Origin of the sequence: Natronospira bacteriovora, assembly GCF_030848495.1 — a bacterium.
GTDB classification, from domain to species: Bacteria; Pseudomonadota; Gammaproteobacteria; order Natronospirales; family Natronospiraceae; genus Natronospira; species Natronospira bacteriovora.
This window is the reverse complement of sequence record NZ_JAVDDT010000003.1, coordinates 130,695-157,410: the sequence shown is the minus strand read 5'-3', so window position 1 is coordinate 157,410 and position 26,716 is coordinate 130,695. Positions and strand designations below refer to the sequence as shown.

At 62.5% G+C, this 26,716-nt stretch carries 26 protein-coding genes; 12 read left to right on the top strand and 14 right to left on the bottom strand.

Annotation, left to right across the window (positions count from 1 at the left end; translation table 11 throughout):
• Positions 1 to 25 precede the first annotated feature (25 nt).
• The 8 genes from RBH19_RS06285 (at position 26) to RBH19_RS06250 (ending at position 8,351) form a co-directional block, all read left to right on the top strand.
• Positions 26 to 2,629 (top strand): B12-binding domain-containing radical SAM protein, encoded by a 2,604-nt coding sequence (locus RBH19_RS06285; RefSeq protein WP_306727974.1) that lies wholly within the window; start codon positions 26 to 28, stop codon positions 2,627 to 2,629.
• A 227-nt stretch (positions 2,630 to 2,856) separates the two neighbouring features.
• A complete protein-coding gene (locus tag RBH19_RS06280; RefSeq protein ID WP_306727973.1) occupies positions 2,857 to 3,711 on the top strand; it encodes a DUF3450 domain-containing protein in 855 nt (284 codons plus the stop codon).
• Positions 3,708 to 5,060: a MotA/TolQ/ExbB proton channel family protein gene (locus RBH19_RS06275; RefSeq protein WP_306727972.1), complete on the top strand. Its 1,353-nt coding sequence runs from the start codon at positions 3,708 to 3,710 to the stop codon at positions 5,058 to 5,060. Before RBH19_RS06280 ends, RBH19_RS06275 begins: the two co-directional genes overlap by 4 nt.
• Positions 5,057 to 5,581: a MotA/TolQ/ExbB proton channel family protein gene (locus tag RBH19_RS06270; RefSeq protein WP_306727971.1), complete on the top strand. Its 525-nt coding sequence runs from the start codon at positions 5,057 to 5,059 to the stop codon at positions 5,579 to 5,581. The genes RBH19_RS06275 and RBH19_RS06270 overlap by 4 nt, the downstream gene beginning before the upstream one ends.
• Before the next feature lie 13 nt (positions 5,582 to 5,594).
• On the top strand, positions 5,595 to 5,993 hold the full coding sequence (locus RBH19_RS06265) for an ExbD/TolR family protein (protein ID WP_306727970.1): 399 nt from the start codon (positions 5,595 to 5,597) through the stop codon (positions 5,991 to 5,993).
• Positions 5,994 to 6,037: 44 nt separating this feature from the next.
• Positions 6,038 to 6,457, top strand: coding sequence for an ExbD/TolR family protein (locus tag RBH19_RS06260; protein ID WP_306727969.1), 420 nt, complete (start codon positions 6,038 to 6,040; stop codon positions 6,455 to 6,457).
• A complete protein-coding gene (locus RBH19_RS06255) occupies positions 6,454 to 7,083 on the top strand; it encodes an energy transducer TonB (RefSeq protein WP_306727968.1) in 630 nt (209 codons plus the stop codon). Before RBH19_RS06260 ends, RBH19_RS06255 begins: the two co-directional genes overlap by 4 nt.
• Complete coding sequence (locus RBH19_RS06250) at positions 7,080 to 8,351, top strand: tetratricopeptide repeat protein (protein ID WP_306727967.1); 1,272 nt, start codon at positions 7,080 to 7,082, stop codon at positions 8,349 to 8,351. Before RBH19_RS06255 ends, RBH19_RS06250 begins: the two co-directional genes overlap by 4 nt.
• A gap of 274 nt (positions 8,352 to 8,625) precedes the next feature.
• Here RBH19_RS06250 and RBH19_RS06245 read toward each other — a convergent pair whose 3' ends face one another.
• Entirely contained in the window at positions 8,626 to 9,390 is a 765-nt protein-coding gene (locus RBH19_RS06245; RefSeq protein ID WP_306727966.1) for a lysophospholipid acyltransferase family protein, read from the bottom strand.
• Between the two features lie 66 nt (positions 9,391 to 9,456).
• On the opposite strand from RBH19_RS06245, the gene xerD reads away from it, so the two are divergent.
• Positions 9,457 to 10,374 carry a site-specific tyrosine recombinase XerD gene (gene xerD, locus RBH19_RS06240; RefSeq protein ID WP_306727965.1) on the top strand — a complete coding sequence of 306 codons (918 nt, stop codon included), beginning with the start codon at positions 9,457 to 9,459 and terminating at the stop codon, positions 10,372 to 10,374.
• 22 nt (positions 10,375 to 10,396) lie between these two features.
• Here the strand turns inward: xerD and RBH19_RS06235 are convergent, their stop codons facing one another.
• The 10 genes from RBH19_RS06235 to metG form a co-directional block, all read right to left on the bottom strand.
• Positions 10,397 to 11,137 (bottom strand): DsbC family protein, encoded by a 741-nt coding sequence (locus RBH19_RS06235; RefSeq protein WP_306727964.1) that lies wholly within the window; start codon positions 11,135 to 11,137, stop codon positions 10,397 to 10,399.
• A gap of 140 nt (positions 11,138 to 11,277) precedes the next feature.
• Complete coding sequence (locus tag RBH19_RS06230) at positions 11,278 to 11,727, bottom strand: DUF1841 family protein (RefSeq protein ID WP_306727963.1); 450 nt, start codon at positions 11,725 to 11,727, stop codon at positions 11,278 to 11,280.
• Positions 11,728 to 11,881: 154 nt separating this feature from the next.
• On the bottom strand, positions 11,882 to 12,529 hold the full coding sequence (nth, locus tag RBH19_RS06225) for an endonuclease III (protein ID WP_306727962.1): 648 nt from the start codon (positions 12,527 to 12,529) through the stop codon (positions 11,882 to 11,884).
• Positions 12,526 to 13,194, bottom strand: a complete 669-nt coding sequence (locus tag RBH19_RS06220) for an electron transport complex subunit E (protein WP_306727961.1) — start codon at positions 13,192 to 13,194, stop codon at positions 12,526 to 12,528. The genes nth and RBH19_RS06220 overlap by 4 nt, the downstream gene beginning before the upstream one ends.
• A 152-nt stretch (positions 13,195 to 13,346) precedes the next feature.
• Complete coding sequence (gene rsxG, locus RBH19_RS06215) at positions 13,347 to 14,021, bottom strand: electron transport complex subunit RsxG (RefSeq protein ID WP_306727960.1); 675 nt, start codon at positions 14,019 to 14,021, stop codon at positions 13,347 to 13,349.
• A 222-nt stretch (positions 14,022 to 14,243) separates the two neighbouring features.
• Positions 14,244 to 15,278, bottom strand: coding sequence for an electron transport complex subunit RsxD (gene rsxD / locus RBH19_RS06210; RefSeq protein WP_306727959.1), 1,035 nt, complete (start codon positions 15,276 to 15,278; stop codon positions 14,244 to 14,246).
• Positions 15,278 to 16,834 carry an electron transport complex subunit RsxC gene (rsxC, locus tag RBH19_RS06205; RefSeq protein ID WP_306727958.1) on the bottom strand — a complete coding sequence of 519 codons (1,557 nt, stop codon included), beginning with the start codon at positions 16,832 to 16,834 and terminating at the stop codon, positions 15,278 to 15,280. The genes rsxD and rsxC overlap by 1 nt, the downstream gene beginning before the upstream one ends.
• A 219-nt stretch (positions 16,835 to 17,053) precedes the next feature.
• A complete protein-coding gene (gene rsxB / locus RBH19_RS06200; RefSeq protein WP_306727957.1) occupies positions 17,054 to 17,611 on the bottom strand; it encodes an electron transport complex subunit RsxB in 558 nt (185 codons plus the stop codon).
• Between the two features lie 228 nt (positions 17,612 to 17,839).
• Positions 17,840 to 18,421 (bottom strand): electron transport complex subunit RsxA, encoded by a 582-nt coding sequence (gene rsxA, locus RBH19_RS06195; RefSeq protein ID WP_306727956.1) that lies wholly within the window; start codon positions 18,419 to 18,421, stop codon positions 17,840 to 17,842.
• Between the two features lie 213 nt (positions 18,422 to 18,634).
• The gene (metG, locus tag RBH19_RS06190) at positions 18,635 to 20,713 is read right to left on the bottom strand and encodes a methionine--tRNA ligase (RefSeq protein WP_306727955.1); all 2,079 of its coding nucleotides are present in this window, start codon (positions 20,711 to 20,713) and stop codon (positions 18,635 to 18,637) included.
• 345 nt (positions 20,714 to 21,058) lie between these two features.
• Here metG and apbC point away from each other — a divergent pair, with 345 nt between their 5' ends.
• A complete protein-coding gene (gene apbC, locus RBH19_RS06185; RefSeq protein ID WP_306727954.1) occupies positions 21,059 to 22,138 on the top strand; it encodes an iron-sulfur cluster carrier protein ApbC in 1,080 nt (359 codons plus the stop codon).
• Positions 22,139 to 22,400: 262 nt separating this feature from the next.
• On the top strand, positions 22,401 to 22,967 hold the full coding sequence (gene dcd / locus RBH19_RS06180) for a dCTP deaminase (protein WP_306727953.1): 567 nt from the start codon (positions 22,401 to 22,403) through the stop codon (positions 22,965 to 22,967).
• Positions 22,968 to 23,042: 75 nt separating this feature from the next.
• On the opposite strand, the gene RBH19_RS06175 is transcribed toward dcd, so the two are convergent.
• The 3 genes from RBH19_RS06175 to purM are packed head-to-tail and all read right to left on the bottom strand — an operon-like array spanning position 23,043 to position 25,473.
• Positions 23,043 to 23,774, bottom strand: coding sequence for a DUF3108 domain-containing protein (locus tag RBH19_RS06175; RefSeq protein ID WP_306727952.1), 732 nt, complete (start codon positions 23,772 to 23,774; stop codon positions 23,043 to 23,045).
• Positions 23,771 to 24,445, bottom strand: coding sequence for a phosphoribosylglycinamide formyltransferase (gene purN, locus RBH19_RS06170; protein ID WP_306727951.1), 675 nt, complete (start codon positions 24,443 to 24,445; stop codon positions 23,771 to 23,773). The genes RBH19_RS06175 and purN overlap by 4 nt, the downstream gene beginning before the upstream one ends.
• Positions 24,445 to 25,473 (bottom strand): phosphoribosylformylglycinamidine cyclo-ligase, encoded by a 1,029-nt coding sequence (gene purM, locus RBH19_RS06165; RefSeq protein ID WP_306727950.1) that lies wholly within the window; start codon positions 25,471 to 25,473, stop codon positions 24,445 to 24,447. Before purM ends, purN begins: the two co-directional genes overlap by 1 nt.
• Before the next feature lie 135 nt (positions 25,474 to 25,608).
• Between purM and RBH19_RS06160 the strand changes: the two genes are divergently transcribed.
• Complete coding sequence (locus tag RBH19_RS06160; protein ID WP_306727949.1) at positions 25,609 to 26,706, top strand: DUF2066 domain-containing protein; 1,098 nt, start codon at positions 25,609 to 25,611, stop codon at positions 26,704 to 26,706.
• Positions 26,707 to 26,716 lie beyond the last annotated feature (10 nt).

Here is a 26,716-nt window from a genome sequence, read left to right as displayed (position 1 = left end):
GGGGCCGGAGGCTCCGGAGTTTCTTATGTCATCGAGTCCGACCCTCGCAATCACCCGGGGGACTGTCATTCTCCAGAATGGTGGGCGAATCGTGGCCGCCCGGCTGTCGGGGACATCCCGGCCCTTTCCGCTGGAGCTGCCTGATCTGCTGCTCCTGTCCACCCTGTTCGAGCCCGCGCGGCCGGAAGCTGCCGTTCGTGCTCTGCAGGAAGGCGAGGCGGCGCGCCAGTTGCCGGCGATGCCCCCGGCCTCGGCCCTCCTGGAGCGCCTCGGACAGTATGCTCAGGCCGGTCTGCTGACTGCGGAACCCTCGCTCTGGGCCACGCCGCCAAGCGAGCCGGCCTGTGATTTATCCGTCGCCGATGACAGTGCGCCGGTCGAGGCCGGGCAGCGCTTCAAGCTGGGTGCGAACTTCATGCTGGAGCCCGGGGCACAGGGATACCGGATCTATTTGCCCCGCGAGCGGCGCTGGTGTCAGTTGCGGCCCGCATTGGCGATGTTGCTGCTGTCTTTTCGAGAAGGCCGGGCCGTTCGCGATGTGCTGGCGGAAACGGCGTCTCTGGGCGGCGAAGATGAGCGCCGGCAGGCGATCACCTGCTTCCATGAGGCCGGCCTGCTGTTGCCGGCCATGGAACGTCCGGACCGGGACAGTGTGCGCCATGCGGCAGATGCCCCGCGCCCGGATCACGATGCACCCCGCCGGCGCAAGGCGCGATGGCAGGATCTGCCGGCGGATCCGGAGCGGATTCCCGTCTATTTTTTTCCCCACATGGAAAATCACTATCCGCTGGCCCTTGGGATGCTGTTCAGCGCCATCGAGGCCTTCGATGGCGGAAGACTGCTGGAGCGCTTCCAGCTGATACCCATTACCTACATGGAGCCGCGGGCGTTTCTTGAAGGCCCGTACCGCAAGTTTGGCCCCGGGGTGTGGCTGTTTTCGAACTACATGTGGTCGGTGGACATCAATCTGGAGGTTTCCGCCCTGGTAAAACGGCATCATGGCGCCAACCTCACCATCCATGGCGGGCCGAGCACGCCCGGCTACCGCGACGCCTGTGAGGCCTTCTTTGCCCGGCACGAATCCGTGGATCTGGCGGTGCACGGGGAGGGCGAGGTCACCATTTGCGAGGTGCTGGATCAGATCCGTCGCCAGGAGGGGGGCGGACCACAGTTCCATGAGGACGGCATGCGTGAGGTGGCCGGGGTCAGCCTGCGTTCACGCCAGAACGGGTCGACCATCCTGCATGCCCCGCGCCGGATCCGCATGAAGCAGCCGGATCGGATTCCCTCTCCCTACGCGGAAGGCATCTTCGATGTCTACGATGGCCGCATTGATGCGGCGATTGTCGAAACCAATCGGGGTTGCCCCTTCGCCTGTACCTTCTGTGACTGGGGTTCGGCCACGAACGGCAAGGTCAGCAAGCTGGACATGGACCGCGTCCGGCAGGAAATCGAGTGGACGGGTCAGCATCGAGTCCCGGTACTCTGGGTGGCGGACGCCAATTTCGGCATGCTGCCGAGGGATGTGGAGATAGCCGGCTGGATTGCCGAGACGAAGCGTCGCTACGGTTACCCCCGGGAGGTGGTGGTGAACTACACCAAGAACGCCACCCGCCGCCTTGCCGACATCATCCGCATCCTGGGTGAGGGCGGCATCATCAGCCAAGGGATCATTTCCATCCAGACCTCGGATGAGCAGACCCTGGAGGTTATCAACCGCCAGAACATCAAGACCGAGAAATACGATGAGCTGATCCAGGTCTTTGCCGAGCAGGGTCTTCCCCTGTCCACGGACCTGATGATCGGGCTGCCCGGAATCACCGTGGAGGCCTTCGATCGCGACCTGCAGCGTTACATGGACGCTGATGTGGCGGTCAAGGCTTATCCCACCCAGCTTCTCCCCAACAGTCCCATGGCGGACCCCGGTTATCGCGCCCGCTACCAAATCGAGACGGACGAGAACGATTTCCTTATCGCCTGTTACAGCTACACTCCGGAAGAACTGCGGGCAATGAAGGATATCTTCGAAGTCTATGTTGCCTGCGAGGGCTACGGCACCCTGCGTTATGTGCGTCGCTATCTGCAATGGGAGCATGGTATTCGGGGTATTGATTTTCTGCATGCGGTATGGAACCGCGTGAGGCAGTCACCCGATGACTTTCCGGCGATCACCTGGGTACTGATGTTCTTCAATGCCAATAAGCGCATGCCGGGCGGCTGGCGGCGTTTCTATGATGAGATCGCCGACTTCATTCGTGAGCACTACGGCATCGGCCGGGACAGCGGCCTGGAGACCGCGTTGACGGTCAATGAGCTTGCCATGCCGGAGCCAGGCAGGCGGTATCCCGCTGAAGTGGCGCTGGAGCATGATTTCGTGCGCTGGTTCAAGGCCCGTAATCAGCAACAGCCCGTGCACGCCGAAGCGCTGACCGACCTGGGGCCGGGCCGGATCACTTTTGAGGATCCGGAGCATCTTTCCCTGTGGGGTGTGGCCGGCGAGCAGTACGATACCCATCAGTATTTCTGGGAACTTTTCTCGCCGGTGTCCAGGGCGCGGTCGGTGACCCTGGCTGGCGAAGCCGAAAATTCGCTTCAGTCACCCGCTGCCGGCGATGCGGCCGCCGGCTAGATCGGCCCGGCGAACGTGCGCAGACCGCTTTGCCGGCTCATCGGTCGTAATCACCGTCCTGATCGAGGTGCTTCCTCCTGAGTGTCAAACTTGTTGCAGAAAGCCGACCACTGGTCGCAAAACGGTTGTTTGAATGTTGCGTAAGTGTCTGTATTGCAAGAAAAAGGGTTGCTTTTCCCTTGGCTTTCCTTTTTTTTTGTCTTTTGCTACAGTCGGTTTGCTCTGGGATGAGCACGCATCAGAAGTGGCTCATCCGTTCCCATCAACCTTCCATACGCATAGGTAAAGAAGGTATTGGCATGCTCAATCGCACCAGTATGAAAATCGCAGGGGTAGCCGCGCTTGGCTTCGCGATTGCGGGTCTCTCCGTGGCCGGAACCCCTGAACCACTGAGGACATCCATTGATGTCGAACGGCAGATCAGCCAGTCCGCCGCAGCATCTCAACAACGTGTTGATCAGCTTGCGGACGAGACTCGCTCGATGCTGAATGATTATCTCGCTGTCCGTCAGCGTATCGACCGGCTCCGGGTCTACAACGACCAGGTGGAGCGTCTGATCCGTTCCCAGGAAGAAGAAAAACGTTCCCTGGAAGAACAGATCGAGGAAGTGGAAGTGGTCGAAACCGAGATCATCCCGCTGATGATCCGGATGATTGAGAGCCTTGAGCGCTTCGTGGAGCTGGACGTGCCCTTCCAGCCGGACGAGCGCCGCAATCGAATCGAGCGCCTGTGGGAAACCATGGACCGTTCCGACGTGACCATTTCCGAGAAATATCGGAATGTCATGGAGGCCTATCAGATCGAGGCCGAGTTCGGACGCGACATGGAAGCCTACCGCGGCATGCTGGAGATGAATGGCTCCGAGCGTAATGTGGATTTCCTGCGCGTAGGCCGCCTGCTGCTGGCCTACCAGACCCTGGATCGTGAAGAAACCGGGTTCTGGAACCCCGTCACTCGTGACTGGGAGCGCCTGCCGGATCGCTATCGCAGCTCCATCAACGAGGGTATCCGTATCGCGCGCCAGCAGGCCGCCAGTGACATCCTGCAACTTCCTGTCCCGGCTCCGGAGCGTGTGCAATGAATTTCTTCAAACGTAGCCTTATTCTCTTCAGCCTGATGGCCGTTGCCGCTCCGGTGATGGCCGACAACCAGCCGACCACGCTGGACGAGCTGCTGCAGCAGGTTCGGGAGGCCCGGACGGAAGCAGCGCAGAAGAACCGTGAGCGTGAGCGTCGTTTCATCGAGGCCCGTAACGAGCAACAGCAGATGCTGGAAGAGGCTCGTCGCGAACACGAGCGCGAGGAAGCCCGGCGTGATCGACTGTCACGAACCTTCGAGGAAAACGAAGGCATCCTGACGGAGCTCAACGACCGCCTGCAGACCCGCATGGGCACGCTGGGCGAGCTCTCGGGCGTGGTGCGCCAGATGTCCGGTGACGCTCAGGGCATCGTTCGCAACTCCATTGTCTCGGCGCAGTTGCCGGCACGGGGTGACCAGGTGGCCCGCCTTGCGGAAGGGCGTGCGCTGCCCTCCATTGCCCAGCTGGAAAGCCTCTGGTTCCTTTTCCAGGAGGAAATGACCGAGTCCGGCAAGGTGGTCAAGTATCCCAGCACAATCGTGCGTGCTGACGGTACCCGTGAGGACGTAGACGTGGTTCGCGTGGGTGTGCACAACACCATCTACAATGACCGCTTCCTGCGCTACCTTCCGGAAACCGGCCAGCTCGTGGAGCTGGGTCGCCAGCCGGCCGGTCGCTACCGCAGCATGGCGCAGAATCTCTACAATGCCGATTCCGGCGACATTGTCGCCATGGCGGTGGACCCGTCCCGCGGCAGCCTGCTCGCACTGCTGATCCAGACACCCTCCCTGGGTGAGCGCATCCAGCAGGGTGGTGCGCCCGGTTACGTCATCATCGCCCTGGGTATCATCGGTCTGCTGCTCGTGATCGAGCGCCTGATCTTCCTGACCATGGCCGGTCAGCGCATCAAGGCCCAGGTCGGTACCGGCAAGCCCAACCCGAACAACGCCCTTGGCCGCGTGATGGGTGCCTATGCCGAAAACAAGGATGACGACATCGAGACCCTGGAGCTCAAGATCGACGAGGCGATCCTGAAGGAAACCCCGGCGCTTGAAGCGCGTCTGGGTGCGATCAAGATCATCTCCGCCGTGGCTCCGTTGCTGGGTCTGCTGGGTACCGTGGTGGGTATGATCCGTACCTTCCAGATGATCACCCTGTTCGGCGCCGGTGACCCGCAGCTGATGGCGGATGGTATCTCCCAGGCCCTCATGACCACGGCCATGGGCCTGACCGTTGCCATTCCGCTGGTTCTGCTTCACGCCGTTGTGGCTGCCCAGAGCAAGCGTCTGGTGCAGATCCTTGAAGAGCAGAGCACCGGTATCATTGCGACACATGCGGACAAGAAGAAATGATCTGGATTGCTGAGTCATTCGCGGCTCTCCGGGACTTCTTTGAAGCCGGCGGGGATGTGCTCTGGGCCATCCTGGTTGTCACCATCATGCTCTGGACGCTGATCCTGGAGCGCCTGTGGTACTTCCGGATGATCCAGCCCGCCAAGACCCGGAAGGCGCTGGAAGCCTGGAACAACATGTCGGACCATGACAGCTGGTATGCACGCCAGATCCGCGAGCAGCTGTTATCCGAGATCCGGGTGGACTCCGGTCAGTTCATCTTCTACATCAAGACCATGGTGGCCGTGCTGCCCCTTCTGGGGCTGCTCGGCACCGTGACCGGTATGATCCAGGTCTTCGATGTCATGACGGTACTCGGAACCGGCAACCCCCGTGCGATGGCCGGTGGCGTATCGGCCGCCACCATCCCGACCATGTCGGGCATGGTTGCCGCCCTCTCCGGCCTCTATTTTGGCGCCAGTCTGGACAAGCGCGCCAAGGTGGAGGTGGAGAGAGCCGCCGACCTGCTCCGTTACCATTAAGGGTTAGTGATCAATGCGGCGTAAACACCGAAGACAAGAGGAAAGCGCGGAGGTCAATGTCACGCCACTCCTGGACATCGTGTTCATCATGCTGATCTTCTTCATCGTGACAGCATCATTTGCACGTGAATTCGGGATTGACGTTGACCGGCCCTCTGACGAGCCGGCCGAGGTTCAGCAGGAAGTGGACGTGATCTTCGTCGAAATTACCGCGACGGGTCAGATCCAGGTGGATGGACGCACGGTGGACATCCGTGCGGTTCAGGCCAACGTCCAGAACCTGCTGTCCGCCAACCCGGATGCTCCCGTGGTCGTTTCTTCCCACGCGGATGCCGAGTCCGGCCTGCTCGTGCGGGTGATCGACCAGGCACGTCGTGCCGGCGCGGAGAATGTTTCAATCGCCACTAACTGACGGGGCAATCCGCCCCGTCAGGGCGTCTGACAGATGGATTGAACATGGCCAGAAGACAGGTACAAGCAGAGGCCGAGACCGAAGAAGAGATCAACATGACCCCGATGCTCGACATCGTGTTCATCATGCTGATCTTCTTCATCGTGACCAGCTCCTTCATCCGGGAAACGGGGATTGATCCCCTGCGGCCGGATGCGGAAACCGCCGTGGAGCAGGCCCGGGGCAACATTCTGATCGGGATTGCGCCCAATGGCGATATCTGGATGAACCAGGAACAGATCGAGCTCGGGCAGGTTCGTCCCATGGTGGAAGACATGCTTTCCCAGAACCCTGAAAGCAGTGTTGTTGTCGTATCTGATGAGACTGCCCGAACCGGCCGCGTCATCGAGGTGATGGATGAGGTCCGGCGAGCGGGAGTGATGGATATCGCCATCGCCACTGAAGGGCAGGGAGGTCAGCTATGATTCGTTTCATTGTCGCGCTGTTGGGGGGTGCCGTGGTTGCGGTGCTGCTCTTCTTTGCCATGCAGCGCATGATCATGACCGACGAGGACGGTGCACCCAGCCTGGACCGAGGCGAGCGGATTGATTTCATACGCGTCGAACGCGATGAACGAGTGCGTGAGCGTGAGCGCCGGCCGCCGGAAGAGCCTCAGGAGCCGGATCAGCCACCGCCGCCGCCGGAAATGCAGATCCAGCAGGATCAGCCGCCCCAGACCCAGCTGGATTTCGACATGCCCCGCCTGGATATCCCCATGGGTATGGAAGGTGGCGCCTTCATTGGGCGTGGTGGACAGGCCCAGGGCTCGGGGGACGGAGATGTCATTCCCATTGTCCGGGTGGAGCCCCAGTGGCCCCGGGAAGCCCTGGTTCAGGGTATCGAGGGTTGGGTACGGATCGAGTTCACCATTCGTGAAGATGGTTCCGTGGCTAATCCACGGGTGATCGAATCCGAGCCGAGGCGGGTCTTTGACCGGGCCGCGCTGCGGGCCATCCAGCGCTGGCGCTTCCGTCCCCGAATCGTCGACGGGCGCCCTGTCGAGCGGCAGGCCACACAGACCATCGAATTCAACCTGGAGGACGCACAATGAAGGCGGATCGTTTTAACGTCTCTGAGAAGCGTCGACCCAGTCTCTTTGTTGGCGCCCTGGTAACGGGCTTGCTGCTGTTGTTCCTCGCGGGGCCGGTTCTGGCTCAGGGGCTGATGACGCAGCAGACCTATAATCGACTTGAGCGCATTCATGACCTCATGGACGAAGACGAGTTCGAGGAAGCGCTCAATCGCCTTGGGACAGCGCGGGAACGGGCCCAGAATGATCATGAGCGGGCGATTATTGCCCAATTGGCAGGTCACCTGCACATCATGCTTGAAAACTACCGGGAGGCGCTTGAGGAGTTTGAGCGTTCGGTGGAGTTTGAGAATGGTCTGCCGGAGGATCCGCTGCTCAACACCATTTCCAATATCGCCCAGCTCCATATTCAGTTCGAGAATTATGAGAAAACACTGGATTATGTGAATCGCTATCTGCGTATCGTCGAGAACTCTGACGAGAAAGAGGATGCGCCTTCGCGAATCTATGTGATCGGTGCTCAGGCGAATATGTCGCTGGACAACATGCGCGCTGCGTTGCCCTTCATCACCCGAGCCATCGAGCTGGAGGATGAACCGCGGGAATCCTATTATCGGGTCAAGCGTGGTATCGAGTTTGAGCTGGAGGATTATCGCGCAGCACGGGGCACGCTGGAATCGATGATCGGCTACTGGCCGGATAATATGGAATACTGGTTCCAGCTGTTCAGTCTTAACGTGGAACTGGAGGAGGAAGAGCGAGGCTTGAGCGTACTCAAGCTGGCTCATCGTAAGGGCCTGTTCGAGCGGGAGACTCATTACGTCAACCTGTACCGCATGTACATGCTTCAGGAGTCACCCTTTGAGGCAGGGCAGGTGCTCCAGGAAGGCCTCGACAACGGTACCGTTGAGCACAAGGTCCAGCATATCGAAATGCTGTCCCGCGCCTGGATTCAGGCGCAAGAGCATGATCGGGCGGTAGAGGTTCTGAATGTGCTGGCAGAAATGAAGGATACCGGTGATCCGGAGCTGACCATCGCGCAGATTGCCCAGGAACGGGCGCACTGGGAAGATGCCTATTCCGCCGCCATGCGGGCCTATGAGAAAGGCGGCCTGGATGAGCCGGGTCGGGCGCTGTTGCTCGCCGGCCGGGCGGCTGCCGAAATGAAGGACTACGACGAGGCTCTGGCGGCCTTTGAAGCGGCAACCAATTATGAAGATGCCCGCAATCAGGCCCGACAGTGGCTCAGCTACATCGAGGAAGAACGTGCGATCATGAGCAATCGCTGAGCCGGCGTCATTCGTCGAGCCAACGATCATGGCACGGCCAGGAAACACCCCGCCCAGGCGGGGTGTTTTTTTTTTGCTTCCACCTGTGCATCCGGGAAGGCTGTATGGAGCTTCCGATTGACCCATTCACAGCCGCAGCCGATTCCACTCTTCACACTGACACAAGAACCGTCGATGCCTTCAGTCGGTATCGCGGCGAGTGCCTTCCCTTTCTGAATCAGTGGATCCTCAGGCTGTGCGAACTTCCTAACACGGAAAGCCGTGAACGCGGGATTCAGGTTTGAGGGCGGCCACTCCCATCCATCAGATCCGGTTCATCGAGATCACGCAGGATGGCAGCCCTGGCTTCGGCCTGAAGTGACGCTCGCTCCTCACGCCCCCCGCCACGCGGGTAAATGGCTGGATGAATCTGAACGAAGAGTGTTCCGGGCAGTGGGGCCAGTGATTTGGCCGGCAGGGCCCGTCGGCTGCCCCTGATCGTGATGGGCAGAACCGGAACCTGTGCCCGGGCCGCCGTGACGAAGGCACCGCTCCGGAACGGAAGCAGGCCCGTCTTGCGCTTGAAGGTCCCTTCCGGAAAGATGCCCAGCGCATCGCCCGCCGCCGTGTGTTCCAGCAGGCGGCGGGTATCGCCGCGGTCGGCCCGTTTTCGGTTTTCCACGAACAGGGAGTCCAGTCGGCGCAGCAACAGGCCGGCGATGGGGACCGCGGCCATCTCCTTCTTGATGACGAAGGCGAAGCGGGGAGGTAGCAGGGCCGTGAGGATGATTCCGTCCAGATAGGAGGCGTGGTTGGCGACGACCACGCAGGCACCGGCTGGCTGCCGCTGTGCGCCGTGAACCTGCGCTCGCAGGCCCAGCAGCCGCAGCAGTACGCGCGCTGACCAGCGGGCCAGGTTTCGACGCCGCGCCAGGCCCGGTGTCACGATGATCAGGGCCGCCAGAGGAAGGCTCCACAGAAGCGTGACTGACCAGCACCAGGGTGCCAGCAGAGCAGCGATGAATTTTTCCCTGGCGCTGCGAATGTCGCTCAGTGGCACGGAGGGGTTTAATTTTGACATAATATCTGGATAATCAGACTGAGTCGCTCGAATTAAGGAATTGGAATGACCCAGAAACCGGATTTTCGCCCTCACCGTGATCAGCAGTCGATTGAACGCTTTCTCGATGCCATGTGGGTCGAGAAGGGACTTTCCGATAACACTCTGGCGGCCTATCGCGCTGACTTGCAGAATCTGTCACGTTGGGCGACAGACCTTGGCCGGACGGTTGAATCACTGGACCGAGAAGACATTCTGGAGTTTCTGGCCTGGCGAGTCCAGGGTGGTGCCCGCCCTCGCTCGACGGCACGCCAGCTTTCCAGCATTCGCCGTTTTTACCGCTATCTGGTGCGCGAGAATGTTCGCGGCGACGATCCCTCTGCCGAGATCGAAATGCCGCGCCTCGGGCGCCCCTTGCCCAAATCACTGGGCCAGGAAGAAGTCGAGGCATTGCTGGCGGCACCGGATACGCGACAGCCGCTGGGGCTCAGGGATCGTGCCATGCTGGAGATGCTCTACGCCACCGGCCTTCGGGTTTCCGAACTGGTTGGCCTGCGTGTTGATCAGGTCAATCTTCGCCAGGGTGTGATCCGGATCCTCGGCAAGGGGGATCGGGAACGACTGGTACCGATCGGTGAGGAAGCCCAGGCCTGGTTGCAGCGTTTCGTTGAGCAGGCCCGGGCAGAGCTTCTGGGTGGCCGTCAGAGCCCCCATATGTTTCCCACACGGCGCAGTGATTGCATGACACGGCAGGCCTTTTGGCACATCATCAAGCGGTACGCGCAGAAAGCCGGCATCTCGCGCGGGCTGTCACCCCATACCCTGCGTCATGCCTTCGCCACCCATCTGCTGAACAATGGGGCGGATCTGCGCGTGGTCCAGATGTTGCTTGGACACAGCGATGTGTCCACTACACAGATCTATACCCACATTGCCCGGGAACGTCTGAAATCCCTGCACCAGGCCCACCACCCACGGGGGTGAGGGTGGTGGCCCGCCGATCACCCTATTGGCGATTTTCCCGGGACTGGAGCTCGTTCACGAGCCGAGCCACGGGCATGTAGCCACGAATCATGTGACCGGATTCCGTCACCAGCGCCGGCGTGCCGGTTACCTGCATCTGACGGCCCAGTGCAAAGTGTTCTTCGGTCGGGGTATCTTCACAGCGCTCCGCTTCCGGTGTGCCGCCACTCTTGGCATGATCCATGGCCTCATGACGGTCATCGGAGCACCAGACACGATCGGATTTGTCCCAGGCCGCACTCTCGGGGCCACCCCGCGGGTAGAAAAGATAGTCCACCGTGATCCCGGCTTCATTGAGCGCTTCCATGTCCCGGTGCAATTGACGGCAGTAGCCGCAATCGATGTCCGTGAAAACCGTCAGACGAAATTGCTCATCGTCAGCGGTGAAGGTGATCTTGCGTGAATCCGGCACCGTTTCCAGGGCAGCGGCCCTGGCCTCGGCGCGGGTGGCTTCGGTCAGGTTACGGCGGGATTCCAGCTCGATCAGATCACCCTGGATCAGGTATTGGCCATTTTCATCCAGGTAGACCACTTCCGGGCCGATGCGAAGGACCCAGAGCCCGTCGATGGGGGTGGGTTCAAGCTGGTCCGGCACGACCTGAAGGTCCGGGAGATGTTCATTCAGTCCGTTGATGATCCGTTCCCGCGTATCCGGGTTTCCGGCATGGGCTGCCCCAGCCAACAGGCAGCTGAACAGGACGAGGAATTTCGACAATCTGATCACGGTGCATTGCTCCCAAATAATGTTGCGCTCTGCAGGCTATCAGGAAGTGGCTGCCGCCGCCATGTTCCCACAAGCCGTAGCTGACTCCCGGCTTTTTGACCACGTAATTCATTCACAGTGCGGCGGTATCCGACCAGCGTTCATATTCCGGGTGCCGGCGGAAGCCCGGCAAGATGGCGAACTTCCCGGACATAGGCCTGCTCATCCGGTGGCAGGCCCTGCCGCTGGGCATCCCAGAGGATCCGACCCAGTATCTCCATGATTTCGTGTTCCGCCCCCATGACGCTGCCGCGGCGCTGCACGAGTGTGCGGTGGGCTTCACGCAGGCCGGGCGGACGATCCGCCGCAATCTGCTCGCGGATGGTGATGTGCATGCCCATGTGCAGAAACGGGTTTTCTTCCCCGCTGTCAGGTGTCCATTCCCGGGCAACGCTGTCCGGCCCCTGTTCGAGCAGCGCATGGTACTCCGGGTGTTCCTCGATCACGTCGGCGATGATGCGCTCCAGGTCCTGTAAAGCCTCACCGCTTCGGGCCCGGGCCCAGGTGCGCAGGAACATCTGACGAATCTGATCTCGGTTGGCGTCGAACATAAATTCAGTTCCCAGTTCCCAGTGGGGCTGTGCCCACGAAATTGCCGTGCCGCTCAGGCAAGGACCCGATAACGCCAAGCCTCAATTGGGCAGCGCTCTATCAGGGAGCAGTAGGCAGTTCGGCGGGTACGGCCCGCTGTTCACTGGGAACTGCTCACTGTTCACTTCTCATGGTGGGTTTCTCCGGCCATTCACACAGGTCTGCAATCGGGCAATGAAAGCAGTCGGGCTTGCGTGCCTTGCAGACATAGCGGCCGTGCAGGATCAGCCAATGGTGGGCGTCCTGCTTGAATTCATCGGGCGTCACCTTCAGCAGCTTCTCTTCCACGGCCAGAACCGTCTTGCCTGGTGCCAGGCGCGTGCGGTTGGAGACGCGGAAGATGTGAGTGTCCACGGCGATGGTGGGCTGGCCGAAGGCCGTGTTGAGTATCACGTTGGCTGTTTTTCGGCCCACGCCGGGCAGGGCCTCGAGCGAGGCGCGGTCCCGTGGGACCTCGCCGCCGTGCTCTTCCAGCAGGATGCGGCAGGTCTTGATCAGATTGGCCGCCTTGCTGTTGAACAGGCCAATGGTCTTGATGTACTCCTTCAGCCCGTCCTCGCCCAGCGCCAGAATGGTCTCCGGCCTGTTGGCCACCGGAAACAGCCGGGCCGTGGCCTTGTTGACACCCACATCCGTCGCCTGGGCCGAAAGCAGCACTGCAACCAGCAGTTCAAAGGGGCTGCTGTAGTTGAGTTCGGTGGTCGGGGCTGGGTTGGCGGCTCGCAGGCGTTCGAATATCGCCACGCGCTTGTCCCGGTTCATGCTCGCGCCTCCCGGCTTTGCCTCACGCGAGATTTCCGTTGACGGCTGTCCAGCCAGTTCTTTGCCGCCACCAGCAGGCCCAGGCCGATGAAGGCCCCCGGCGGCAGCACGGCCAGCAGCAGGCCGTCATAGGCCGGTATGGGGCGCAGAGTCAGATCCACGGCGGTACCGAACATCATCTCCGCACCCTGGAGCAGGGTGCCCTGGCCAATGAGCTCACGCATCGCCCCCAGTACGACCAGCACGGCGGTGAAGCCCATGCCCATGGACAGGCCATCCGCAAAGGCCCTTGGCACCGGGTTGCGTGAAGCGAAGGCTTCGGCGCGGCCGATGATGGTGCAGTTGGTGACGATCAGCGGAATGAAGATACCCAGCACCCGGTAGAGGTCGTGGAAAAAGGCGTTCATGACCAGTTCCACGGCGGTCACCAGGGAGGCAATGATCAGGACGAAGACCGGAATTCGCACTTCGGGGTGCACGGCGTGGCGAATGAAGGACACCGCCAGGTTGGAGCCGACCAGTACGATGGTGGTGGCAATGCCCAGGCCGAGACCGTTCACCGCCGTACCGGTCACCGCCAGCAACGGGCACAGGCCCAGCAACTGCACCAGGCCGGGGTTGTTCGTCCACAGACCCTCACGGGCGATGTCGCGATAATTCGACATAAACAAGTGAACAGTGAACAGTTCCCAGTGAACAGTGGGACCGTGCCCGGGGATCTGCCATGCAGCTTCGGCGAAGCCTCGACCACTTTATGGCAGGATACGGTAAAAGCCTATCTGGAAACAGAAGACGGCTCGTTGGCACGGCCCGCTGTTCACTGGGAACTGTTCACTGGGAACTGTCCTCCTTCCTCGGGATCTTCAGGGAAAATCAGGCTCCGATTCTCGTCGAAGTATACCAAACCCCGATGCACGGCCCGGACCACCGCGCGCGGCGTGATGGTCGCACCGGTGAACTGGTCGAACTGGCCGCCATCGGCTCTGACCTGCCATTTTCGGTCCGGATCCTCACCCAGCCTTCGGCCTTCAAAGCCGTGAATCCAGTCCGAGCGACGGGTTTCAATGGGATCGCCCAGGCCCGGGGTTTCCGCGTGTCGGGTGACGCGTACGCCGGCCAGCCGACCATCCACATGCACGCCCATCAGAAGATGGATGGGCCCGCCATAACCGTCCGGAGCGACAAGCGGAAATATTGCAGCAACGGCTTGACCGTCCAGGTAGGCCCGATGGATGACGACGGGAGCGGCCACATTGAGCCCACTCACCTTCTCCAGCTCGACGGTATCGGCCACCAGGTCATTGTCATAGGCATCCGCCGGCAGGATTTCCTGCAGGCTCGCCAGCCGCGCCCGGCGTTCGTTCTCCACGATACGCTCCCGGGTCAGCTGTTCGGTCAGGGCCACCAGACCCCCGCCCACCACGGCAAACGCCGCCAGCAGCCCGGCGCTGATGGCCATGGAGCGGAGCAGTTTGGATTTCTGTGTGTCCATGACCGAGTTCCCGTTTTGGTGGTAGCGGGTATATTGTGGGTTCCCAGTTCCCAGTTCCCAGTTCCCAGTTCCCAGTTCCCAGTTCCCAGCAGGCCGTGCCCAGTCAGCTATCTGCTGTTTCCTGATAGTCCCCTGCCCGATTGAGGTTTGGTGCTGCCGGGGTCTTGCCGAAGCGGCACGGCAGATTGCTTTGGGCGCGGCCGGCTGTTCACTGGGAACTGTTCACTTCGTTCCATAAACCCTGGGCTTGGTATAGCGGTCGATCAACGGCACGGCCAGGTTCATCAGCAAGACCGCGAAGGCCACCGCGTCCGGGTACCCGCCCCAGGTGCGAATGACGTAGATCAGCACACCGATGCCGGCACCGTAGATCAGGCGGCCCAGCCGGGTGGTGGCCGCGGAAACCGGATCCGTCGCGATGAAGAAGGCGCACAGCAGGGCGGCGCCGCTGAAGAGGTGAAAGGCGGGCGAGGCATGACTGCCCGGGTCCAGCAGATAGAAAAACGTCGCCGGTGCCAGCAGGCCGGCCAGCACCGCCACCGGAATCTGCCAGCGGATCACCCGCATGTAGATCAGCCACAGACCGCCTATGATGACCCCGTTGCCGATCCATTCCCAGCCATAGCCGCCCAGGTCGCCAAAACGCGGATCCATGGTGATTTCGGCGACGGTGCGCGCCATGCCCAGTTCCGTCTTCATCACATCCAGGGGAGTGGCCCGGCTGATGGCGTCCACGGTGGCCGCGGCCGGAAGATCTCCGGTCAGGATGGCCACGAGCTGTGCCCAGGCGCCGGGGAACTGTCCATCGTCCACCAGTTGCCGGGGTGGCAGCCACTGGGTCATTTCCACCGGAAAGGAAATCAGCAGCACCACATAGCCGGCCATGGCCGGGTTGAAGGGGTTGTGCCCGAGGCCCCCGTATAGATGCTTGGCGAAGATGATGGCGAAGCCCGCGCCCGTCGCCGTGATCCACCAGGGCGTGGTGGGCGGCAGGCAGAAGGCCAGCAGTACCGCGGTGACGATGGCGCTGAGATCCAGCAGGTGGCGCTGGATGGGTTTGCCGCGCAGATGGAGCATCAGCACTTCGGCCGCCACGGCCACGGCCGAAGCGATGAGGATATTGAAAACGATGCCCCAGCCGAAGAACCAGACCCAGGCGAGCAGGGCCGGTACCAGTGCCAGCAGCACCCGCAGCATCACGGTAGTGACTGAATTCTGCGGCGCCAGATGGGGCGCCGGGCCGGTGGCAAATCGCATCAGTTGTCCTTCTGCTCCCCATCCCGCCGCTTGCGGGCCTTGACCCGGGACATGATGGCATCAATCTCGGATTTTACCGACTCGTCCCCTTTCTTCTTCTCCGCCAGCGCCGCCTTTTTCTCTTCCAGGCGGCGCCTCTTCGCTTCGGCTTCCCGGGCCAGACGAGCCTGACGTTCTTCGTAGCGTCGGCGCGCGAGATCGGACTTGCGTCGTTCCTGCTCCCGAGCCCAGGTCTCGGTCTTGGCGGCCCGGAAATACTGCACCAGAGGAATGTGACTGGGGCAGACCACATCGCAGCAGCCACATTCGATGCAATCGAAGAGGTGATGGTTGGCGGCTTCTTCCAGGTCACGGTCACGGGCGTGCCAGTAGATCTGCTGTGGCAGCAAGCCCGCCGGGCAGACTTCGGCACATTCCCCGCATCGAATGCAGGGCATGGCGTCTTTTTCGCCGACCACTTCATCGTCACTGGCCGCCAGGATGCAGGTGCTGCCCTTGACGACTGGTACCTCGTCGCTGGCCAGGGCGAAACCCATCATGGGCCCGCCCATGATCAGGCGGCTGACCCGGTCGGTGTAGCCGCCGCAGAAGGCGATCAGCTCGGATACCGGCGTGCCAAGACGGGCAATCACGTTGCGCGGTTGTGCCACGCCTTCCCCGCTGACCGTGACCACCCGCTCGGTGAGTGCCTCACCATGAAAGACAGCACGCCAGGCCGCCAGCGCCGTGGCCACGTTGTGGCAGATGGCGCCTACGTCGATGGGCAGGCCGCCACTGGGCACTTCCCGGCCCAGCAGTGTCTGTATCAACTGTCGTTCGCCTCCTTCCGGGTACACCGTGGGCACGGCCACTCGCCGGATGCGTTCGTCACCGGCGTTGTCGATGGCCGCGTCCACGGCGGCCATCGCTTCGGGCGTGTCCGACTCAATGGCCACCAGAGCCTGCGGGCAGTCCAGGGCGGTCAGCATCAACTGAACACCGGCAACGACTTCTTCCGAGCGCTCACGCAGCAGCATGTCGTCACAGCTGATATAGGGTTCGCACTGGGCACCGTTGATGATCAGGACCTCGGCCTTGCGACCGCCGGTGGGATTGAGTTTCACATGGGCGGGAAAGGCGGCCCCACCCAGGCCGGCCACACCGCATTCCCGCAGGCGGTTGCGCAGGCGCGAGGGATGAACACTAGCCGGATCCCGGATGGGTTCCCGCTCCGGGGCCGGTTCGTCCATACCATCGGCCTCGATCACGATGCAATCCGCCAGCAGCCCGGAAGGGTGCGGGATGGGACGGGGCAGAATGGCCGTCACCGTGCCCGATGTGGGGGCATGGATGGGCAGGCTGAGATAGCCCTCGGCGCGGGCAATGACCTGCCCCCGCAGAACGCGCTCACCGACGGCCACCACCGGCTCGGCCGGATCCCCCTCATGCTGCAGCAGGGGCAGTACGTACTCGAAGCCCAGCGGCAACCGCACCAGCGGCTGCGCGGTGGACTGATCCTTGCGCGGATCCAGCGAAAGACCGCCGGGGAATCCGTGTAGTGAGTGGGGGCTGTCCATTCGCTTGCCGTTTGTCTGCTGTGGGGGAAGGCCTAGTCTGCCGTCCCTGTGTGGGGAAGTGAACAGTTCCCAGTTCCCAGTGAACAGCAGGCCGAGCCCAAAAATTCTGCTGTGCCGCTTCGGCAAGGCCCCGGCAACGCCAAGCCTCAATCAGGCAGCAGCCTACCAGGAAACAGTAGGCAACTCAGTGGGCACGGCCTGCTGTTCACTGGAAACTGTTCACTGTTCACTCCGCCATTCCCGGGTTTCATCCGGGAATGGCGGTTTCCAGTCACTGATGCCCTTGCGGCGGGGAACCATGTCAATGCAGTCCACCGGGCAGGGTTCGATGCACAGGTCACAGCCGGTGCATTCCTCTTCGATGACTGTGTGCATCTGTTTGGCCGCGCCCAGGATGGCGTCCACCGGGCAGGCCTGGATGCATTTTGTGCAGCCGATGCAGACATCCTCGTCGATCACCGCCACGGTGGGGGCCGCTTCTTCTCCGTTCTCGGGATTCAGTGGCTTGGCTTCCCGATCCAGCAAGTCGGCCAGGGCGGCAATGGTGGTCTCGCCACCGGGCGGGCACTGATTGATGTCCGCCTCGCCACTGGCAATCGCCTCGGCATAGGGCCGGCAGCCGGGAAAGCCGCATTGCCCGCACTGGGTCTGGGGCAGCAGCGCATCCACCTGATCGGCCACGGGATTGCCCTCGGTGCGAAAACACACCGAGGCAAACCCCAGCACCAGCCCGAAGGCGGCGGCAAGACCCGACAATGTGAGTACGGCTTCGATCATGGTGCTTCTAGTTGGCTCCAGTGTGTGTTGCTGATGGGGTGCCAATCAGGGGGTAAATAGTGAACAGTCCCCAGTTCCCAGTGAACAGCAGGCTGTGCTCGCTCAGCTGCCTACTGTTTCCTGGTAGGCTGCTGCCTTATTTCAACTTGGGGTTGCCGGAGCCTTGCCGAAGCGGCACGGCAAACTCGCGGGTACGGCCTGCTGTTCACTGGGAACTGTTCACTATCTTCACCCCGCAACCAGCCCCGAAAAGCCCATGAACGCCAGTGACATCATCCCCGCCGTGATCAGACCGATGGCCGCGCCCCGGAAGGGGGTGGGCACGTCGGCAGCGGCGAGGCGCTCACGCAGGCCGGCAAACAGGATTAGCACAAGACAGAAACCGGCCGCGGCGCCAAAGCCGAAGATCACCGATTCGAAAAAGCCATGGGCTTCCTGCACATTCAGCAGCGCGACGCCCAGTACCGCGCAATTGGAGGTAATCAGGGGCAGAAAGATGCCCAGCACCTGGTAGAGCAATGGACTGGTCTTGCGGACCACCAGTTCCGTGAACTGCACCACCCCGGCAATGATCAGAATGAAGGCGATGGTGCGCAGGTACTCCAGCCCCAGCGGGGCCAGCAGGTAGGTGTTCACCAGATAACCCGCCACCGAGGCAATGGTCAGCACGAAGGCCGTGGCCAGGGCCATGCCGGCGGCCGTCTCCAGCTTGCGCGACACCCCCATGAAGGGGCAGAGGCCCAGGAACTGAACCAGCACGAAATTGTTCACCAGCACGGTCGCCAGGAGAATTAACGCCAGTTCGGTCATGTGTCACCTTTCAGGTGAAGTGAACAGTTCCCGAGGGGAGTTCCCAGTGAACAGTTCCCAGTGAACAGTGGGGCCGTGCCAACCGGACGGCCTACAGTTTCCTGAGAGGCCGCTTCCGCATTAAGACTTGATATTACGCGGGCCTCGTCGAAGCGGTACGGTCTCTTCGCGGGCACGGCCCCACTGTTCACTGGGAACTGCTCACTGGGAACTTCATTTAACGCGCATCCCCGGTTTCGCCCCCGAATCCGGTTCCAGAATATGCAGGCTGTTGCCGTCACCGGCCGCCAGCACCATGCCTTCGGACATTCCGAAGCGCATCTTGCGCGGCTTGAGGTTGGCCACCATGACGGTCAGCTTGCCTTCCAGCTCTTCCGGGCTGTAGGCGGACTTGATGCCGGCGAAGACCTGGCGGGTCTCGCCGCCGATGTCGAGCTGCAGGCAGAGCAGCTTGTCGGCGCCTTCCACGTGATCGGCCTTGACGATTCTGGCCACGCGCAGGTCCACCTTCATGAAATCATCAATGGTGCATTCCGGGGCGAGATCATCCACGGCCTTCTTCTCCTCTGGCTTGTTCTTTTGCTTGCCGGCATCGGCGGCGGTCTGGGCCTCGAGGTTTTCCTTCGAGGCCTCCAGCAAACGGTCGATCTGTTCCGGCTCCACGCGGGTGAGCAGGGGCTTGAACTTGCGAATCTCGTGATTGAGCAGGGGCTCGCCCAGGTCCCGCCACTGTGGGGCCTCGATATTGAGAAAGTGCTCGGCGCGCTCGGCCAGGGCGGGCACCACCGGACGCAGGTAGCCGGTCAGCACCCGGAACAGGTTGAGCGCGGCGGTGCAGATGGCCTGAACCTCGGCCAGCTTCGAATCATCCTTGGCCAGGGTCCAGGGCGCCTTCTCGCTCACGTACTGGTTCACCCGGTCGGCCAGGGCCATGATCTTGCGCATGGCCTGGGAGAAGGCACGACGCTCGTAGTCCGCGGCGATTTCCTCGGCCGCGGCCACCACTTCCTGGTACAGGGCCTGCCCCTCGGGATCCATTTCCCCGCCCAGGCGGTTGTCGAATTTCTTGCGCACGAAGCTGGCGGTGCGGCTGGCGATGTTGACCAGCTTGCCCACCAGGTCCGAGTTCACCCGGCTGGTGAAATCGGCCAGGCTGAGATCAATGTCCTCCACCCGGTCGGAGAGCTTGGCGGCGAAGTAATAGCGCAGGTATTCCCCGTCCAGGTGATCCAGCCAGCTGCGGGCCTGGATGAAGGTACCCCGGGACTTGGACATCTTTTGCCCGTCCACGGTGAGAAAGCCGTGGGCCCAGACGGCGGTGGGCCGGCGAAAGCCCGCCCCGTGCAGGATGGCCGGCCAGAACAGGGCGTGGAAGTAGATGATGTCCTTGCCGATGAAGTGATAGACCTCGGTCCTGTCTTCCTGCCCGGCGGCCCAGAAGTCGTCGAAGTTCAGGTCTTCCCGGCGATCGCAGAGCTGGCGGAAGCTGGCCATGTAGCCCATGGGCGCATCCAGCCAGACATAGAAATACTTGCCGGGGGCATCGGGGATCTCGAAGCCGAAGTAGGGGGCATCCCGGGAGATGTCCCAGTCCTGCAGGCCGGCGTCGAACCATTCCCGCAGCTTGGCCGAGACCGCCTCCTGCAGGTTGTTCTGCACCTTGCCATCGGCCCCGGTCCACTCCCGCAGCATGGCCTCGAAGTTGCCCAGGCGGAAGAAGTAGTGCTCGGATTCGCGCTCCACCGGGGTGGTGCCGGAGACCACCGACACCGGGTTCTTGAGCTCGGCGGGGGAGTAGGTGGCCCCGCACACCTCGCAGGAATCTCCGTACTGGTCCTCGGCCCCGCACTTCGGGCATTCGCCGCGGATGAAGCGGTCCGGCAGGAACATGCCTTCCTGCTCGTCATAGGCCTGGCGGATGGTGCGGGCCTCGATGTGGCCCCCTTCGCGCAGGCGCTTGTAGATGGTCTCCGCCAGCGTCCGGTTCTCGTCGGAGTGGGTGGTGTGGTAGTTGTCGAAATCCACCCGGAAGGCGTCGAAATCCGCCTTGTGGCTCTTGGCGAAGCGCGCGATCAGCTCTTCCGGCGCGATTCCCTCCTGGCGGGCCTTGAGCATGATGGGCGTGCCGTGGGCATCCTCGGCGCAGACATAGTGACACTCGTGCCCGCGCATCTTCTGGAAGCGCACCCAGATATCGGTCTGGATGTACTCCAGCATATGGCCCAGGTGCAGGGGGCCATTGGCATAGGGCAGGGCGCTGGTCACGAGTATCCGGCGTCGCTGGTCGCTCATGGGCGGACGGGCTCCGGTTGAATTGGGGAAAATGGCGGAAAATCAAGCCCCTTATTATGCCATAGGCTGAGATGGGTCTGGGAAACCTTGCTGTGCTGGCGACACGCTGGAACTGGCCCCCTGTAGGCGCGGATTCATCCGCGCAATGATCGCAGCTGCCGTTTGATTCTCTATTGGGCGACGTGGCAATCCGAAACCCACCTTATGGAACAGGCCAACGTCGGATTCCAACCATTGCGCGGATGAATCCGCGCCTACCAGGGGGAGTTCGCCGTAGCCGTGGCGAATTCCCGCCCCGGTATTTGCTAGAATGCCGCCACCTCCCAACGACACCCCGGAAGGACCATGAGCCGCGAGATTCTTGATCGCTTGGAGCCCCTGCTGGCCGATTTCGACGACCCCATCCTGGGCCGGGCCCTGACCGGCGCGCGGGTGACGGTGGAGACTGAATCCCCGCTCGCCCTGCGCCTGACCCTGGGTTACCCGGCCGCCGGAATCCGTGAGCCCCTGGCCGAGGCGGTCGCCGACTGGCTGGGAAATCGGCTGGGTGAGCCCGCCGCTGTCGAGATCGATTGGGATATTGCCAGTCATGCCGTGCAAGGCAGCCTGCGGCCCATGGCCGGGGTGAAGAACATCATTGCCGTGGCCTCCGGCAAGGGCGGGGTGGGCAAGTCCACCACCACCGCCAATCTGGCCCTGGCCCTGGCCGCCGAGGGTGCCTCCGTGGCCGTGCTGGATGCGGATATCTACGGGCCGAGCCAGCCCCAGATGCTGGGCGCCAGCGGCCGGCCCACCACCCGCGATGGCAAGACCATGCAGCCGCTGGAGGCCCATGGCCTGAAGATCATGTCGGTGGGCTTTCTGATGGATCCCGAGCAGCCCATGGTCTGGCGCGGCCCCATGGTCACTCAGGCCCTGAATCAGCTGATCAGTGATACCGACTGGGGCGAGGTGGATTACCTGCTGGTGGACATGCCGCCTGGCACCGGTGACATCCAGCTGACCCTGGCCCAGCGGGTGCCGGTCAGCGGCGCCGTGATCGTCACCACGCCCCAGGAGATTTCCCTGCTGGATGCCCGCAAGGGCCTGAAGATGTTCCAGAAGGTGGACGTCAGGGTGCTGGGCATCGTGGAGAACATGAGCACCCATGTCTGCAGCCAGTGCGGTCATGAAGAGCACGTCTTCGGTGAAGGAGGCGGCCAGCGCCTGGCGGCCCAGTTCGACACCCCCCTGCTTGGCAGCCTGCCGCTGGACCCGCGCATTCGCGAGGAAGTGGACAGCGGACGGCCCACCGTGGCCGTGGAGCCGGCGGGTGCGGTCGCTCAGCGTTATCGGGACATGGCCCGGCGCATGGCCCGTGAACTGGCCACCCAGGGTGGGGAAGCGGAAGCGGCTTTTCCCACTATCTCAGTCGTGGACGACTGAGGTAGTGGGAGTGAACAGTGAACAGTTCCCAGTGAACAGCGGGCCGTGCCCATGAAGGTGTCGTGCCGCTTCGGCGAAACCTTGGCAACCTCATGCTTCCTTGTGGCAACGACCCATCAGAAAACAGTAGGCACCCCGTTTTGGCACGGCCCCACTGTTCACTGGGAACTGTTCACTGTTCACTCAACCCGTTTGCCCGGTATCATCCCATCGATCGGCCCAGTGCCGGATCGCAGCAAACAACCCCGAGGGAGAGAACGTCGTGAGTATCAAGTCGGATCGCTGGATCAAGCGCATGGCAGAACAGGAAGGCATGATCGAGCCCTTCGAGCCCGGGCAGGTCAAGACCAATGGCAGCGATCGCCTGATTTCCTACGGCACCTCCAGCTATGGCTACGATGTCCGCTGCTCACGGCATTTCAAGATCTTCACCAACATCAACTCGGCCATCGTTGACCCCAAGGAATTCGATGACAAGAGTTTCGTGGACGTGGAGTCGGACGTCTGCATCATTCCGCCCAACTCCTTTGCCCTGGCCAGCACGGTGGAATACTTCCGCATTCCCCGCAGTGTGCTGACCATCTGCCTGGGCAAGTCCACCTACGCCCGCTGCGGCATCATCGTCAATGTCACGCCCCTTGAGCCCGAATGGGAAGGGCATGTGACCCTGGAGTTCTCCAACACCACGCCCCTGCCGGCCAAGATCTATGCCAACGAGGGCGTGGCCCAGATGCTGTTCCTGGAATCCGACGAGGTCTGCGAGGTGTCCTACAAGGATCGCGGCGGGAAATACCAGGGCCAGCGCGGGGTGACGCTACCTAAGGCGTAGGGGCATAGATTAGGGTCGTGCCATCCGTCGAATGTATTTCGCGTTTATTTTGCGTTCATTTCGCGGCCAGATGTTTTACCGCATTTGCCGGTTGGTGCTTTCCAGTTCCATGCGGACGGTGGTTTCGCCGGGTTCGCGCTGTTCCAGGCGCACCGGCAGATAGCCCAGCTCCGGGGCCATCCAGACCACCAGCTTGCGGTCGGAATCCTCGTCTTCCATGGCCACCTTGACGGTGCTGAAGCGCCCGGCGCGGGTGCGTACCCGTTCCTCGCCCTGGTAGCGCAGGTCCTGCTCGAAGGCCTCGTCCCGATAGACGATGAGATAGCGTTCCGGCCGTTCACCGCGAGCCAGATCCCGCATCAGGGCGTACTGGGCCAGGAAGCGATCCAGGCTGCCATTCTTCAGCGGCAGCGTGCCCGTGTCGCCGTCATCATCGAAACGCACTTCCTGACGATTCCAGTTGAAGTTCAGTGTCCGTTCCCGCCGGGTGTCACCACGGTACTGATGGTGGTAGCGGTAGCTCAGCGGCTGCAGCCCTTCATTGCTGACCCGGAAGCGGGAGCGCTCGGTGACGATGTCGTCCCGGAACATGGACACCATGCCGGCCGGCTCGCTGCGAGACTGCCACAACCATTCATCGTCACCGGCCGATTCCAGCCAGAAACGGGTGGTCGCCCCCCGCATGGATCCATAGAAGGCCCGATACTCGGCTTCAAAGGCCCGCTCACTGGCACTGCCGGCCATGGGCCAGAGGGCGGTGCTCAGCAGCAGGGGCAGCAGGAATACGGCAAGGCGTCGGCTGATCATTCCAGGGTCTCTCCATCCGTGGCCAGGCGCAGTGGTCGTTGCAGTTTACGGCCATCCAGCAGGACATCACCATCCCGGGTGTCCAGCCGGCCACTGGCCGCCAGGTGAACGATTCGGGGATAGAGCTTTCTTTCTCTGGCTTTGGTGCGCGCCTCAAGTTCCCCGGGGCTGTCCCCGCTTTCGATGGGAACCTCTGCCTGGGCAATCACCGGGCCGCCATCCAGATCCTCGGTAACGAAGTGAATGCTGCAGCCGTGCAGCGGGTCGCCGGCGTCCAGGGCCCGTTGATAGGTATTCAGGCCCCGGTATTTCGGCAGCAGAGAAGGGTGGGTGTTGAGCATGCGACCGGCGTAATGGCGGACGAAATCCGCGCCCAGTATCCGCATGTAGCCGGCCAGCACCACCCAGTCGGCACCGCTGGCGTCAATGGCTTCCATGAGCGCGGTTTCGTGGGCGGGCCGGTCGGGGAAGTCGCGGCTGGGAATGGCCCGGGCCGGGGTGCCATGATCCCGGGCAGTGGCCAGGCCACCGGCGGCGGGTCGGTCGCTCAGTACCAGCACCACCTCGGCCGCGCAGGCACCCGAGTCACAGGCGGCCTGAATGGCGGCATAGGTACTGCCCTGGCCGGAGAGGAGCACCGCCAGGCGGGGTTTGGCACTGCGGCTGCCCATCAGAGGTAGTGCACGCCTTCCCGTTCAGCCACTACCCGGCCGATGCGGTGCACGGTTTCACCGGCCTGCCGCAGGGTCTCGGCGGCCGAATCGGCTTCGGCCTCGGGCACGATCACCACCATGCCGATGCCGCAGTTGAAGGTCCGGCGCATTTCGGGGGTTTCCACACCGCCCTTTTCCTGCAACCACTGGAACAGTGGGGGCAGCTCCCAGGCGGCGGGATCAAGATCCACGCCCAGGCCTTCGGGCAGAACCCGGGGGATGTTCTCCGTCAGGCCGCCGCCGGTGATGTGTGCCACGCCGCCCACGGTCTGGGCCTTGAACAGGGTGAGCAGGGGACGGACGTAGATGCGGGTGGGGGCCAGCAGCGCCTCGGCGAGTGGCACGCCATCCACGTGTACATCGCTCACGTCGCCCTCCCGCTCCAGAATCTTGCGCACCAGGGAGAATCCATTGGAATGCACGCCGGAGGAGGCCAGGCCCAGCACCGCATCGCCCTCACGGATGCGGCTGCCGTCGATGATGTCGTCCTTTTCCACGATACCGACGGAGAAGCCGGCCAGATCATAATCACCGTCTCCGTACATGCCCGGCATTTCCGCCGTCTCGCCGCCGATCAGCGCGGCGCCGGCCTGCTCACAACCACGGGCAATGCCCCGAACTACCGCCTCGGCCACATCCACGTCCAGATGGCCGGTGGCATAATAGTCGAGGAAGAACAATGGCTCGGCTCCGGTCACCACGATGTCGTTGACACACATGGCCACGAGATCGATGCCCACCGTGTCGTGGCGGTTCAGGTCCAGGGCCAGGCGCAATTTGGTGCCGACACCGTCCGTCCCCGAGACGAGCACCGGCTTGCGGTAGCCTGCGGGCAGCTCGAACAGGCCACCGAAGCCGCCCAGGCCGGTGACCACGCCTTCACGGCGAGTGGCGGCCACGGCACTGCCGATGCGGCGGACGAGTTCGTTGCCGGCATCAATATCCACGCCGGCGTCGCGGTAACTGAGGGGACGCTTGCTGCTCATGCTTGACTCTGTTTCCTTGGGGTTCGGGGTGCGGACAGGCCCGGGGGCCGATGGTCGGCTGCGGCTCCCGCCCGGAGCTGTGGTATTGTACACCAGCCTTGCTGTTCCCAACGTTTCTGATGGACTTCCAGCTAGATGAATCTGCTAACTGACCTTCGTCAATGGATTGGCCTTCTGGCCCTGTGCGTTCTCCTCGTTCCCCCGGCTCCGGCGGCTGAGGTGAGCGGTGCGGCGCTGTATGAGGCGCGCGTGGTGGTGGATGATCGCAGCCGCGAGGCTCGGTCCGAGGGCATCCGCTCGGCCGGCATCACGGTGCTCACCCGCATCACCGGTGAACGCTATCCGGAGCTGCACGGTGAACTCGGCCCCATCGTGGATCGCCTGGAAGGGCTGGTGGAGCGATTCCGCTTTGAATCCGGAGACGATGGGGAACTGGCCTTGTGGGTGCGTTTCGATCCGGATGCCATGGATCGTCAGGTGCGCGAAAGCGGCCACCCCCTGTGGGGTCGGGAACGCCCGCGTACTCTGGTCTGGTTGGCGCTGCGTGACGGCGGTAATCGCAGCGTACTGACCGAGGATGAAGCCCGTGAACGCGCCCCCGTGCTGCTGGAAGCGGCGCGCGAGCGTGGTCTGCCCCTTTTGTTTCCCCTGATGGATCTGAGCGACCGCGGTCAGGTGGATTTCGCGGATATCTGGGCCGGGTTCGATGAGCAGGTGCTGGAAGCGTCGGGGCGGTATGGCCCCAATGCCATCCTGATCGGGCGCGTGGATCGTCTGGGTGGTGACGGCTGGAGTGCCCGCTGGACGCTGTATCAGCCGGATGGTGTGGTGCGCTGGCGGAGTTCGCCCCAGGCGCGCCATCTCGCCCTCGGCGACGGTATCCATGAGACGGCCGACAGGCTTGCCATGCGTTTCGCCGTGGCGGCCGCCACCGGGGGCGGCGATGGCCTGCGCCTGCGCATTCGCGGCCTTGATGAACTGGAAGATTACGTCGCGGTGGAACGTTACCTTCAGGGGCTGACGCCGGTGGAGCGGATCCGCCTGGAATCCCTTGAGCGGGATACCGCCATATTCATCGTCGAGGCACGCGGTGGTTTGCGTAGCCTGGAACAGGCCATCGAGCTCGGTGATCGCCTCGTACGGGTGGATCCGTCCGATCAGCGGAACCGCGAGCAGGGAGCCATGATCGAGCTCAGCCCTGTCGAGGCCTTGCCCACCTACCGCCTGCGCTAAGGAGAGCGAT